16 protein-coding genes are annotated in these 13,256 nt (G+C 52.6%); all 16 read left to right on the top strand.

What is annotated here, in order from left to right:
• The first annotated feature begins 37 nt into the window (after positions 1-37).
• The 16 genes from ACFSKT_RS07530 (at position 38) to ACFSKT_RS07455 (ending at position 13,253) form a co-directional block, all read left to right on the top strand.
• A complete protein-coding gene (locus ACFSKT_RS07530) occupies positions 38-472 on the top strand; it encodes a flagellar hook capping FlgD N-terminal domain-containing protein (RefSeq protein ID WP_377722147.1) in 435 nt (144 codons plus the stop codon).
• A complete protein-coding gene (locus ACFSKT_RS07525) occupies positions 465-839 on the top strand; it encodes a TIGR02530 family flagellar biosynthesis protein (protein WP_377722146.1) in 375 nt (124 codons plus the stop codon). Before ACFSKT_RS07530 ends, ACFSKT_RS07525 begins: the two co-directional genes overlap by 8 nt.
• Positions 840-964: 125 nt before the next feature.
• Positions 965-1,792, top strand: coding sequence for a flagellar basal body rod protein FlgG (flgG, locus tag ACFSKT_RS07520; RefSeq protein WP_377722145.1), 828 nt, complete (start codon positions 965-967; stop codon positions 1,790-1,792).
• A gap of 81 nt (positions 1,793-1,873) precedes the next feature.
• On the top strand, positions 1,874-2,095 hold the full coding sequence (locus ACFSKT_RS07515; RefSeq protein WP_377722144.1) for a flagellar FlbD family protein: 222 nt from the start codon (positions 1,874-1,876) through the stop codon (positions 2,093-2,095).
• A 2-nt stretch (positions 2,096-2,097) separates the two neighbouring features.
• Positions 2,098-2,586, top strand: coding sequence for a flagellar basal body-associated FliL family protein (locus ACFSKT_RS07510; protein ID WP_377722143.1), 489 nt, complete (start codon positions 2,098-2,100; stop codon positions 2,584-2,586).
• 37 nt (positions 2,587-2,623) lie between these two features.
• Positions 2,624-3,631, top strand: coding sequence for a flagellar motor switch protein FliM (gene fliM / locus ACFSKT_RS07505; protein WP_377722142.1), 1,008 nt, complete (start codon positions 2,624-2,626; stop codon positions 3,629-3,631).
• Positions 3,621-4,973, top strand: coding sequence for a flagellar motor switch phosphatase FliY (fliY, locus tag ACFSKT_RS07500; RefSeq protein WP_377722141.1), 1,353 nt, complete (start codon positions 3,621-3,623; stop codon positions 4,971-4,973). The genes fliM and fliY overlap by 11 nt, the downstream gene beginning before the upstream one ends.
• A gap of 29 nt (positions 4,974-5,002) precedes the next feature.
• Positions 5,003-5,365 carry a response regulator gene (locus tag ACFSKT_RS07495; RefSeq protein ID WP_148928144.1) on the top strand — a complete coding sequence of 121 codons (363 nt, stop codon included), beginning with the start codon at positions 5,003-5,005 and terminating at the stop codon, positions 5,363-5,365.
• A gap of 92 nt (positions 5,366-5,457) precedes the next feature.
• Positions 5,458-6,012, top strand: coding sequence for a flagellar biosynthetic protein FliO (locus ACFSKT_RS07490; RefSeq protein ID WP_377722140.1), 555 nt, complete (start codon positions 5,458-5,460; stop codon positions 6,010-6,012).
• Positions 6,009-6,764 (top strand): flagellar type III secretion system pore protein FliP, encoded by a 756-nt coding sequence (gene fliP, locus ACFSKT_RS07485; protein ID WP_377722855.1) that lies wholly within the window; start codon positions 6,009-6,011, stop codon positions 6,762-6,764. Before ACFSKT_RS07490 ends, fliP begins: the two co-directional genes overlap by 4 nt.
• A 26-nt stretch (positions 6,765-6,790) precedes the next feature.
• Entirely contained in the window at positions 6,791-7,060 is a 270-nt protein-coding gene (gene fliQ, locus ACFSKT_RS07480) for a flagellar biosynthesis protein FliQ (protein ID WP_377722139.1), read from the top strand.
• 15 nt (positions 7,061-7,075) lie between these two features.
• Complete coding sequence (gene fliR / locus ACFSKT_RS07475) at positions 7,076-7,867, top strand: flagellar biosynthetic protein FliR (RefSeq protein WP_377722138.1); 792 nt, start codon at positions 7,076-7,078, stop codon at positions 7,865-7,867.
• Positions 7,868-7,880: 13 nt separating this feature from the next.
• Positions 7,881-8,972, top strand: a complete 1,092-nt coding sequence (gene flhB / locus ACFSKT_RS07470) for a flagellar biosynthesis protein FlhB (protein ID WP_377722137.1) — start codon at positions 7,881-7,883, stop codon at positions 8,970-8,972.
• 32 nt (positions 8,973-9,004) lie between these two features.
• On the top strand, positions 9,005-11,038 hold the full coding sequence (flhA, locus tag ACFSKT_RS07465) for a flagellar biosynthesis protein FlhA (RefSeq protein WP_377722136.1): 2,034 nt from the start codon (positions 9,005-9,007) through the stop codon (positions 11,036-11,038).
• The gene (gene flhF, locus ACFSKT_RS07460; protein WP_377722135.1) at positions 11,035-12,381 is read left to right on the top strand and encodes a flagellar biosynthesis protein FlhF; all 1,347 of its coding nucleotides are present in this window, start codon (positions 11,035-11,037) and stop codon (positions 12,379-12,381) included. Before flhA ends, flhF begins: the two co-directional genes overlap by 4 nt.
• Positions 12,378-13,253: a MinD/ParA family protein gene (locus ACFSKT_RS07455; RefSeq protein WP_377722134.1), complete on the top strand. Its 876-nt coding sequence runs from the start codon at positions 12,378-12,380 to the stop codon at positions 13,251-13,253. The genes flhF and ACFSKT_RS07455 overlap by 4 nt, the downstream gene beginning before the upstream one ends.
• Positions 13,254-13,256: the final 3 nt, after the last annotated feature.

Raw genomic sequence — 13,256 nt, 5'->3', positions numbered from 1 at the left:
CGAATAAGCCCTTGGTCGGAACGGAGGTGAAAGAGCGATGGCAAATACGATTTCCGGAACATCTTCGGCAGGCAGCGCGCAAACATCGGGCGTGACGAACAAAACGAATACGCTCGGGAAAGACGAGTTTCTCAAAATTCTCGTGACGCAGTTGAAAAACCAAGACCCCATGCAGCCTTTGCAGGACACGGATTTCATAGCGCAGATGGCTCAATTCTCATCGGTCGAACAGTTGATGAACATGTCCGAAAATATGGGGAAGTTAAGCCAGAATTTAGGGCTGGCTTCGAGCATGATCGGTAAAAGCGTAGAGTGGTACCAAAGCGACGAGAACGGTACATCGGTGGAGTCCGGCGTGGTGGAATCGATCGTAGTCCGGGACAGGGTGCAATATGCGGTTGTAGACGGCTTATCGATCCCGCTGGATAAGATTGTTTCGATCGGACAGGGCGGTGAAGGAGAAGGTGAATAACCGTCTAACGATTGGTCAGCTGCAGATTGGCACGCAAGGGGCAAGACCGCTCGGCAAACCGTCGGCTAGTCCGATGCCTAACACCGCTTTTAAAGACATGCTGGAAAGCCAAGTGCTCAAGTTTAGCCAGCATGCGGAGACGAGGATGCGCCAACGTGGGATTACTCTCGGGGTGGACATCTTGAGCAAGATTGAAGGGGCGATCGACCAAGCAGCTGCCAAAGGGGCAAAGGATTCGCTCGTCATTTGCAAAGACGTGGCGATGATCGTGAATGTGCCTAGTCGAACCGTCGTAACCGCGATGGACGGAAAAAGTTTGAAAAACAACGTATTTACGCAGATCGATAGCGCGGTAGTAATCTCGTAATCGGCATGATTGAACAATTCGGCTGGACCTCTGTTGAAGGAAGCCGAGGGCTGCTGACCGACTGAAGCGCCCATCATGATTAAAAAAGTCCATCATAAACCCAATATTCAGGAGGTATTCTACGAATGCTAAGATCTATGTACTCCGGTGTTTCAGGCATGCGCGGTTTCCAAACAAAGCTCGACGTCATCGGTAACAACATCGCGAACGTAAACACGGTCGGCTTCAAAGCAGGACGCGTTATGTTCAAGGATATCCTGAGCCAAACGGTATCCGGCGTGACAGCTCCGACAGAAGGCGTGACGGGCGGCGTGAACGCCAAGCAGATCGGCTTGGGCGTGGCTGCAGCTTCGATCGATACCGTTCATACGCCGGGCAGTGCGGTCACGACGAACGTTCCGACGGACGTCCGGATCGACGGCGATGGATTCTTCGCCGTCACCGCATCGGGCGACGGCGCGCAAGAAACGCCGTTCTTGACCCGCGCCGGTAACTTTACGCTTGATGCGAACAACCAGCTTGTCAACGCGGACGGTATGTTTGTACTGAGCTCCGACGGCGCGCCGATCATACTGGATGCCGAAATCAAATCGTTCTCCATCTCCAGTGACGGCACGATCATCGGCGTTAACGCCGACGGCACGACGGCCGCGACCGATTTCAAAATCGGCGTCGTGAAAGTCAACAACCCGAGCGGTCTTGAGAAAATCGGCGGCAACCTGTATCAAATTACGGCTAACGCCAACCCTGACGGAGCAGCCGAGTTGTCTGAAGCGGCCAACGCCGAAGCCGGCACCGGCTCGATCGTGGCAGGCCAGCTCGAAATGTCCAACGTCGAGCTGACGGCGGAATTTACGGAGATGATCGTCGCGCAGCGCGGTTTCCAAGCGAATTCCCGCATTATTACGACTTCCGATGAAATTCTGCAAGAAGTCGTTAACCTGAAGCGCTAATAAATCGTTAATTTTTTCCTAACAGTTCTGAAGTAAGATAGGGGAGGTCAAGTCCTCCCCTTATCCTTGAGGGGGATTTACATGATTGCTGTAACGCGTTTGAACGGCACGACGATATTCGTGAACGCGCTACTGATTGAAGTAATCGAAGAGACGCCGGATACGCTTCTCACCTTGACGACCGGGAAGAAATTCATGGTGCAGGAGAGAGCGACGGACGTCATTTCCTCCATGCAGACCTATTTGCAAGCGATTGGCGTGAACGCCGCGACAATCAAGAGCATACAATCGGAGGGGCCATAAAGATGAAAAAAATGCTGCCTTGGCTTATCACAATTTTGCTTGCCATTACCTTGATTGCGGTGGTGGCGATCGTTCTGTTCAACAACATACTGGGCGGCGGCTCGAATGACCCGGCCAAAGAAGCGGAACACAGCGTTCAGAACGTAGAGGCGGAGAAGATAACCGCCGACGAGCTAGTTGCGGTGACAAGCGAGTTGAAAGGGATCAAGACGAACCTATCCGATCCCACATATATTGTGCAAATCGACTTTGCATTCCAGCTGGACACGGCAGACACGAAGGCGGAGTTCGAGTTAATCAAGGAATTCGCGATTAAGCCGATCATTATCAGCACGCTCGGCGATAGCAATCCAGAAGAAGTCAGTGGTTCGCAAGGTAAGGATGCGTTACAATCAAAATTGCTTAACCTGATTAACGAAAAGTTAGCCGAATCGTCCGAAGGCAAGTTGGTCAACGTTACGATTACGAATATATTGGTGGCACAGATCTAGTCAGGCTTTTGACGCATCCTTGAAAGGGGGGAGAACATTGGTTGATGTATTATCGCAAAGCGAGATAGACGCGCTGCTTGCAGCGTTATCATCCGGTGAAATGGACGCGGAAGAGCTAAAGAAGGAAGAAACCCAACGCAAAATCCGCTCATATGAATTCAAGCGCGCTGTACGCTTTTCGAAAGACCATATTCGCAGCTTGACGCGGATTCACGAGAACTTCGCCAGGTTCCTGACAACCTATTTCTCGGCGCAGTTGCGGACGTTCGTCCAGATTAGCGTAGTCCAGGTCGAACAGCTGCCTTATGACGAATTCATCCGCTCCATTCCGAAAATGACGATTCTGAACATTTTTGAAGCGGAACCGCTGGAAGGCCGCATGGTGCTCGAAGTTCATCCAAACGTCGCCTTCGCGATGGTGGACCGGCTGCTTGGCGGACAAGGTACCGCGCCTTCCAAGATCCATTCGCTGACAGAGATCGAAACCACGATCATGGAGCGCATTTTCGGCCGTACGCTCGAGAGTCTTCAGGAAGCATGGAAGACGGTCATCGACATATCGCCGCGCATGGAAGCGTTGGAGACCAATCCGCAGTTTATGCAGATCGTTTCGCCGAACGAAACGATTGCCCTGATCTCGCTTAGCACGAAGATCGGGGACACGACGGGCATGATCAACTTATGTATTCCCCATGTCGTCATTGAGCCGATCATGTCTAGACTGTCCGTTCACCATTGGTTCGTATCGCAGAAGAAAACGAGAGCCCCCGAAGAGGTCGAGGTGCTGAAGAGTCGCGTGAGCAAAGCGAAGTTGTCGATTGTGGCCGAACTCGGCCAGTCATCGATCAACATTCAAGAGTTCCTAGGACTCAGCGTCGGCGACGTCATCGCACTCAACAAGCCAATAACCGCGGGATTGGACATTAAGGTCGGCGACAAGCTTAAATATATCGGTAGTGCAGGCTCGATCAGAGAACGGTTGGCGGTTCAAATTGATCAAGTACTCAGCGAGAGCGAAGGAGTGGAGGAAAGTTATGACGAGTAAAGACTACTTATCGCAAGAGGAAATCGATGCCTTACTGCGTCAGTCTTCCGATGAACCCGATACGTCGAAATCGGACAGCGGTCCGATTGAAGAGCTGAGTGAATATTTGAGCTCCATCGAGCAAGATGCGCTTGGCGAAATCGGCAATATCACATTCGGCAGCGCGGCGACGGCTTTGTCCACGCTGCTTGGCCGGAAGGTCGATATCACGACGCCTAAAGTATCCATTATTAATAGGAAGGATCTCGACGCCGAGTTCCCGAAGCCGCATGTCGCCGTATCGGTTGAATATGTCGATGGTTTCGAAGGGATCAACTCGCTCGTCATCAAAACGCGGGACGCGCAGATCATTGCCGATTTGATGCTGGGCGGCGTGGGCGAACCCGATCCGAATCAAGAGCTGAACGAAATCCATATCAGCGCGGTTCAGGAAGCGATGAACCAGATGATGGGCTCTTCCGCAACGTCGATGTCGACGATCTTTAACCGGTTCGTGAATATTTCCCCACCCGGTATCGACATCCTTAATGTATCGGAAGGCGAAGGCGTGGATCGTCTCCCGCCGGAAGATTTGTTCATTAAGATCTCATTCCGTCTGACGATCGGCGATTTAATCGACTCTCAAATCATGCAGCTCTTGCCGATTCAGTTCGCCCAAGAGATGGTTTCGACGTTGATGGGCGGAACGAGCGAGCCGCAAGCGGCGCCAGCGCCGGCAGCAGCTCCAGCAGCGCATGTCGCGGCGCCTCAACCGGCAGCCGCACCGGCAGCCACCCAAGCGCCGGCACCGCAGCCAACTGTACCTGCAGCAGCGGGAGCGCCTGCTTATGATCCGTATCAGCAGCCGATGGGCTATCCGCCGCATGGCATGCCGATGATGCCTCCGCAAGGCATGCCTGCCCAGCCAGGCATGCCGATGATGCCGCCTGCAGCTGCTATGCCAGGCTACGGCATGCCAGGATATGGCGCGCCGGGTTACGGTATGCCGCCGCAAACTTACGGCGGAATGGGTAACCGCAACGTGAACGTTCAACCGGTTCAATTCGGCAACTTCCAAGGGGCGGGATTTGGGCAAGCGGATGATTCGAACCTGAATTTATTGCTCGACATCCCACTGAAAGTCACTGTAGAATTAGGTAGAACTCAGAAGCAAATTAAGGATATTCTCGAGTTATCGCAAGGTTCCATTATCGAACTGGACAAGCTTGCCGGTGAGCCGGTCGACATTTTGGTCAACAATAAGCTTATCGCGAAGGGCGAGGTTGTCGTAATCGACGAGAATTTCGGCGTGCGGGTGACCGATATTGTCAGCCAATGGGATCGAATTCAGAAACTACAATAACTAACGTGTGACTCTAGGAGGAAAAAACGATGGCTAACCGTATTTTGATTGTAGATGACGCAGCTTTTATGAGAATGATGATCCGCGATATTCTCACGAAGAACGGCTATGAGGTAGTCGGGGAAGCACAGGACGGCGCGCAAGCGATCGAGAAGTTTAAGGAACTGAAACCCGACCTCATTACGATGGACATCACGATGCCGGAGATGGACGGTATCGTTGCATTGAAGGAGATCAAGAAGCTGGACGGCAACGCGAAGGTCATCATGTGCTCCGCGATGGGTCAGCAGGCTATGGTTATCGATGCGATCCAAGCGGGGGCTAAGGATTTTATCGTGAAGCCTTTCCAAGCTGACCGTGTCATCGAAGCCATCAAGAAGACGCTTGGTTAACTCGTATGAAACGGTCTATCCTGCTTTCTGCGGGCTGTGCATCCTTCGGCGCGCTGCTGCTACGAGCTGCAGCAGCGGCAGCTGATACAGGGATGACAGCCGGAACGCCGGTCGACCCGGCTGAGGACACCGTTACCATACCGGGATCGAGTATGACGGGGTACCTTATCTGGGTCGTTTTCGTCCTATTGATGGTTACGGCATTAATCGTCATCGTAATTCGTTGGCTCGCGATGCGTAACCGGACGCTCATCACGAACAGGGCGTTGCGTTCTCTAGGTGGTGTGCCGCTAGGGGCCAACAAATCGCTGCAGATCATCGATTTATCCGGGCGCCTGTATGTTGTCGGCGTGGGAGAGAATGTCGCGCTGCTGGACAAAATCGACGATCCGGAGGAAGCGAGGGCGATCATGGAAGCGCTGGAGCAGCAGCAATTTCAAGGCTGGAATCCAGCGTCCGTCAAGGATTGGTTCGATCGTCTGCGCCGCCGGGATAAAACGGAAGAACCGGGGAAGGAACTTTGGCAGGAACCGGATTCGTTCCAATCGCTGCTGCAGTCCAAACTGCAGAAGCAATCGGATCGGAGGCAGGAGATGGAGTCGATGCTGAGGGACCAAAATCAAAACGATCGGTTGTCGGACGAATGAACAAAAAAATTATACTTACTCTTTTCGTGCTGCAGCTTGCTGCGCTATTTTTTCATACCCAGTCTTTTGCCGCGGATCCGCTGCCGAATGTAAGCGTCAATATCGGTGGAGAAGGCGAGCAACCTGGAACCAGCGCGCTGTCGGTTTTGCTGATGATCACGATCCTCAGCGTTGCGCCGGCTATCCTCGTCTTGATGACGAGCTTTACACGAATCGTCATTGTTCTAGGGTTCATCCGGACATCGCTCGGTACGCAGCAAATGCCGCCAAATCAGGTATTGATCGGGCTTGCTATGTTTTTAACGTTCTTCATCATGTCGCCTACGTTGGGACAGGTGAACGAAGTTGCGCTTCAGCCTTATTTGAAGGGCCAAATTACGCAGACGCAGGCACTAACCAATGCCGCGGTACCCATGAAAAAATTTATGTTCAACCAGACGCGCGAAAAAGACCTGCTGCTCTTTCTGAATTACACGAAGACGCAGAAACCCAAAACATACGAAGACGTGCCTTTGACCGTCCTCGTTCCCGCTTTTGCGCTGAGCGAAATGCATACCGCTTTTCAGATGGGGTTCATGGTATTCATCCCCTTCCTGATCATCGATATGGTGGTGGCCAGTACGCTCATGGCGATGGGGATGATGATGCTGCCGCCGGTCATGATCTCGCTGCCGTTTAAAATTTTGCTCTTCGTGCTTGTCGACGGCTGGTATCTGATCGTCAAGTCGCTGCTGCTAAGTTTTAACACGTGAGTTTCACCAGGAAGGGATTTGGAGGCATGAACGCAGAATTTGTAATCCGATTAGCAGGGCAAGCGGTGTATACGACCATGAAAGCAAGCGCGCCGATGTTGATCATCGGTCTAGCCGTCGGTTTGGTCGTCAGTATTTTCCAGGCAACTACCCAGATTCAGGAGCAGACGCTTGCTTATGTACCCAAGATTATAGCCGTACTGCTGTCCATCTTGATTTTCGGTCCGTGGATATTGAACACACTTGTTGATTTCACCTACAACCTGCTGAACAATCTCTATAAATATATCGGATAAGCCGAGGAATTCTTGATGGAACTGTTTCTGGAAGGTTTCCCTATTTTTTTGCTTATTTTTTGTCGAATAACAGCCTTTTTCGTCGTCGCGCCTGTCTTTTCGACTCGAACGGTGCCGACGATGATGAAGATCGGCCTAAGTTTTTTGGTCGCGCTGCTCGTGTTCCTTAGTTACGGTTTAAAGCAGACGATCGTGCCGGACGCTACATACGTGCTCGCTGTCATACGAGAAGTGCTCGCGGGCTTGCTGCTTGGCTACACGGCATACTTGTTCTTTACCATAATCCAGACCGCAGGCGCGTTCATCGACCTGCAAATGGGCTTCGGCATGGCGAATGTCATCGATCCGATGACCGGAGCATCGTCCCCGCTGATGGGCAACTTTAAATTTATGGTGGGTACCCTCGTGTTCCTCTCTATGAACGGGCACCATTATATGTTAAGCGCGCTGCTCAAGAGCTACGAGTGGATTCCCATCTCAAATGAATTGTTTGCGCGAATCTACGAAGGAAGTATTTCGGAATTCCTTCTACGTACGTTCGCAGACACATTCATGCTTGCACTGCAGATGTCAGCGCCGCTCGTGGTAGCGATGTTTCTCGTCGATGCCGGCTTGGGGCTCCTGGCGAAAACCGCGCCGCAGTACAACGTGTTCGTGCTTGGCGTGCCGATAAAAATATTGATCGGCTTCCTTCTGTTGGCAACGCTGATGCCGGGGTTGATCGATGTGTTCGAAAATATTTTCACGTTGATGTTCGATGCATTGGAGAAGCTGTTCGGAATCGTTCAGGCTCGGGCGGAACAGTAGGGGGGACTTTCGCTTGCACACGTACCGCTTAAGATTAGATCTCCAACTGTTTAGCGGAGAGAAGACGGAGAAAGCGACACCTAAGAAAAGGCAGGAGGCACGCAAAAAAGGCCAGGTTGCCAAAAGCCAAGAGCTTCCGGGGGCCCTGATCCTGCTTTTTTCCCTGCTGTGCCTATTAATACTCGGTGACTTCTATAAAGACCGATTGTTTCGCATGTTCGCCTTGCTCTTTCAGCAGAAACTGTCCATGAACCTTACGACAGAGAACATTATGACCCTCTTTACGGACATTACCATACAAGGCGCGATTTTGCTCGCGCCAATTCTTGCCATAGCCGTCATATTCGCGATGGTCGGCACATTTGTTCAGATCGGATTTCTCTTCACGGGGGAGAATTTGAAGCTGAAATTCAGCAAACTGAGTCCATTACAAGGATTCAAAAACATTTTCTCCATGCGTTCGGCAGTGGAGTTTCTCAAGAACATCCTGAAACTGACCATTATCGGATTCATGGTTTACAGAACGCTATGGGGTTCGATCGGCGATATCTTGAAGTTATCTCATGTGCCCGTCGAGAACATGCTTAGTTTTACGGCTCATCTGGTCATGAATCTGGGGATCACGATCGGCGCCATTCTTGTCGTGCTGGCCCTCATCGATTACATGTACCAGAAATTCGAACACGAGAAAAGTCTTCGGATGTCCATGCAAGACATCAAAGACGAATACAAGAAATCAGAAGGCGATCCATTAATCAAAGGGAAGATTCGCGAACGGCAGCGCCGAATGGCGATGCAGCGAATGATGTCCGACGTCCCGAAGGCGGACGTCGTCATCACGAACCCGACTCACTATGCCGTCGCGCTCCGGTACGACGGAACGAAGATGGAAGCGCCGACCATCGTTGCAAAGGGTGCCGATTACGTCGCGCTGCGCATCCGGGAAATCGCCAAAAACAACGGTGTCGTCACAATGGAAAACAAGCCGCTGGCCAGAGCCTTGTATGCAAGGGCTGAAATCGGGGAGAACGTTCCCGCAGACTTGTTCCAAGCTGTGGCCGAAGTATTGGCTTACGTATATAGGCTCAAAGGCAGAGCCAAGTAAGAAGGCTCAGAACGCGAGGAAGGGGGAACATTATGAAAACAAAGGATCTCATCATTCTAATCGGCATTATCGGCATCGTGCTTATGATGATTATTCCTCTTCCGATTTGGCTGCTTGACGTTTTGCTCGTCGTCAACATTTCCACGGCGCTCATGATCCTGCTCATCGCCATGAACTCGAAGGAAGCATTGGACTTCTCGATCTTTCCGGCGATGCTGCTTATTACGACGCTGTTTCGGCTAGCGCTGAACTTGTCAACGACGCGCAATATTCTCGCCCACGGCGAAGCTGGCCATGTTGTCGCCACGTTCGGCAGCTGGGTTGCTGGGGGACAAATCGCCATCGGGTTCGTCGTCTTCCTCATTCTCGTCGTCGTGCAGTTCATCGTCATCACGAAGGGCTCTGAACGCGTAGCGGAGGTGGCGGCGAGGTTTACGCTCGACGCAATGCCCGGTAAACAAATGAGTATCGATGCCGACTTGAACGCAGGCTTGATCAACGAAACGCAGGCGCGCGAGCGTCGTTCCAAGATCGAGCGGGAAGCCGACTTCCATGGTTCCATGGACGGTGCCAGCAAATTCGTCAAAGGCGATGCGATCGCTTCGATTATTATCCTCATTATAAATTTGATTGGCGGCTTTATCATCGGCATGGTCGTCCACAACATGGATTTTCAGACCGCTCTGGAGACGTTCTCCGTCTTGACGATCGGCGACGGTCTCGTCAGCCAGGTACCCGCGCTCCTGATCTCCACGGCTGCCGGTCTGATCGTGACGCGCGCGGCTTCCGAAGGCAACTTGGCCTACGACCTTCAAGTGCAGCTGTTCCGTTATCCGAAGCTGCTCTATATCGTAGCCGGCACCGTTGCCTTGCTCGGCCTATTCACGCCGATCGGCCCAGTCTCGACGATTCCGTTCGCGGGATTGATCGCCTTTGCGGCGTATCGTATGCAGAACTCGATCAAGCAGCAGGAGCAGCAGGAAGAGCTCATGCAGGAAGAACAGCAGATCGAGGAAGTGCGCAGTCCAGAGAGTGTCATCAGTTTGCTGCAGGTCGATCCAATCGAATTCGAATTCGGCTATGGACTCATTCCGCTCGCGGATACGCAGCAAGGCGGCGACTTACTGGATCGGATTATCATGATTCGACGTCAATGCGCGTTGGAGCTGGGACTGGTTGTGCCGGTCATCCGAATAAGAGACAATATTCAGTTGAAACCTAACGAATACGTCATCAAAATCAAAGGCAATACGGTCGCGCGCGGAGAGTTGCTGCTTAATCATTATTTGGCAATGTCGCCAGGTTACGATGACGATTCGGTTATCGGCATCGAGACGACCGAGCCGGCATTCGGGCTGCCTGCGATTTGGATTGACGAACCGACGAAAGAACGCGCGGAACTATCCGGCTATACAGTCGTAGACCCGCCGTCTGTCGTCGCGACGCACTTAACGGAAATCGTCAAGCGTCATGCGCACGAGTTGATCGGACGCCAGGAAACAAAAGCGCTCGTAGACAATGTCAGGGAGAGTTACCCGGCGCTGGTCGACGAACTGATCCCTTCCATTCTATCCATCGGCGACGTGCAGAAGGTGTTATCCAAGCTGCTTCGCGAGAAGGTTTCCATCCGGGATATGGTCACGATTTTCGAGACGTTGGCCGATCAAGGCCAATACTCGAAAGACCCGGATATTTTGACCGAATACGTAAGACAATCGCTGTCGCGTCAAATTACGCAGCAGTTCTCCCAGAACAGCGACAAGCTGCGCGTCATTACGGTCGGCCCGTCGTTGGAGAAGAAAATCGCCGAATCCGTACAGCAATCGGATCAAGGCAGCTACTTGGCGCTGGATCCGATTTCGACTCAGACGATCTATCAGAAACTGACGGAGCAGGTCAACCGGCAGATCCAGTCCGGCAACCAGCCGATCGTGCTCGCTTCGCCGACGATCCGCATGTACTTGCGCCAAATCGTCGAGCGGACGATGCAGGATATTCCGGTGCTGTCCTATAGCGAGCTGGAACCTAGCGTAGAAGTTCAAAGCATTGGGGTGGTCAACCTGTGAAGGTAAAACGTTACATCGTTAACGCGCTTCCCGAAGCGCTTCCGATGATTCGCAGCGAACTCGGCGCGGACGCGGTCATCTTGAATACGAAGGAGATCCGGATCGGCGGATTCCTCGGCATGTTCGCCAAAAAGAAGATGGAGGTCATCGCCGCCGTCGAGACCGGTGCGGCCAAGCCGGCGCCGAAGACGCAAACGTCGGCAGCGGCAAAACCGCAGCCGCAATTGTCTACCACAGAAGCCCAATCGGCCTTGCTGGAATCGCTTGGGCTCGCAAGGGGGAGACAACAAGAAAGCAGCTCTGCGACTGCTGTATTAAATCCTCCTGTTACCTCAAGCAAGGTGGCTGCCGCCGCGTACGGCGGGATGCGGCCTGCCGAGTCAAGGGCTGCAGCGCAACCTGTAGCGCCACCGCCGGCTGCGCTGCGCACGGAGGCGGCCATCGAGCAAGGGAACGTGAAGTTAGACGATGCTGCCCTGCTGGAGGAAATCCGGGATATGAAGCAATGGATCGTGCGGATGTCCAAGCAGCAGCAGATGAAACGGCTGCCGGAGCCGATTCAAGCGCTCCACGCCCGGATGATCGATCAGGAAGTCAACGCCGATCTCATCGAGAAGCTGATTACCGAAGTAGCGGAGATGGTCTCCGGCGTGCCGGAGGCCGATCTGACGCAGGCGGACATCTGGGCACAAGCCCGATCGGTCTTAACGAGATGGATGAGCGGCAAGGCCGCAAAAGGTATTCAGCGGGATACGCGAGTCATTCATTTCGTCGGGCCGACCGGCGTTGGCAAAACAACGTCCATCGCGAAGCTCGCGGCGGAACAGACCTTGAAGAGCGGCCGCAAAGTCGGATTCATCACGTCCGACACGTACCGGATCGCGGCGGTCGATCAGCTTCGAACGTACGCCAACATTTTGAACGTGCCGCTCGAAGTGGTGTTTTCGCCATCCGAGGTCTCCCGGGCATTTAAGGAACTGGAAGATCGGGAACTCATCTTTATGGATACGGCAGGAAGGAACTTCCGCAATGAATTGTATGTTTCCGAAGTAAACAGCCTCCTGCAGACGAATCATCAATCCGAGACGTACCTGGTGCTTAGCTTGACGAGCAAATTCAAGGATATGTCCGTCGTAGCGAGCCATTTCTCCAAGTACGGCATTGAAAAAGTGCTTTATACGAAGCAAGACGAAACAGATGCCTATGGCGCGATTTTGAACTTGGCCGTTCAGTATGATCTGCATCCCGCCTATATTGCCTATGGCCAAACCGTTCCCGACGATATCACCACGTTCAAGACAGATGTTTACGTCGAGCAGTTATTGGGGGCGTATCAGCAATGAATGATCAAGCGGAAGCACTACGCCATATGGTGAAATCCTACGAGCAGCAGCAGGAGTCCAGCCGGAAGACGCGGGTCGTAACGATTACCAGCGGGAAAGGCGGCGTCGGCAAATCCAACTTCAGTCTGAATTTTGCAATCGCCCTTCAGCAGCTTGGCAAAAAAGTGCTTGTCTTTGACGCCGATATTGGCATGGCCAACATCGATGTTTTAATGGGCGTGTCCGCGACGTATAATTTGTACCATTTGCTTAAGCAGCAAAAAACGATTTGGGAGATCATTCAAGAGGGGCCAAGCGGCGTGCATTTCATTGCGGGCGGGTCCGGCTTTCAAGATCTACTCGACTTAACCAACGAAGAACTGGATTATTTTGAAGAACAGATCGAGAAACTTCATGGGGAATACGATTTTATCCTGTTCGATACCGGTGCCGGGCTATCCAAAGAAACCGTTAAATTTATCGTGGCCGCCCAAGAAACGGTAGTCGTCACAACGCCGGAACCGACATCGATAACCGATGCTTACGCGCTTATCAAAATGGTCAAGGGGATGGAGCATGACGTCAACTTTAAGCTTGTCGTCAACCGTGCGGCTGACTTGAAGGAGGGCAAAGCGACGGCTGACAAAATCGGATTGGTCGCCCAGCGCTTTCTGGATACGGCGCTGCCGTTTTTAGGAATCGTCCAGGACGATCCGAACGTCTCCAAATCCGTTAAAAAACAAGTTCCGTTCGCGCTAGCTTATCCGACATCCGAAGCGACTCGCGACGTAATGGCGATAGCGAAGCAATTTTGCGACCTTCCAGCGGATCCCGCCTCGTCGGCGAACGGGATCAAAGGATTTATTCACAAAATGTTCAGACGATCAAAGTAATCC

Origin of the sequence: Paenibacillus xanthanilyticus (assembly GCF_042682185.1) — a bacterium.
In the GTDB taxonomy this organism is placed as follows: Bacteria; Bacillota; Bacilli; order Paenibacillales; family Paenibacillaceae; genus Paenibacillus_Z; species Paenibacillus_Z xanthanilyticus.
This window is presented reverse-complemented; position numbering and strand designations above follow the sequence as displayed.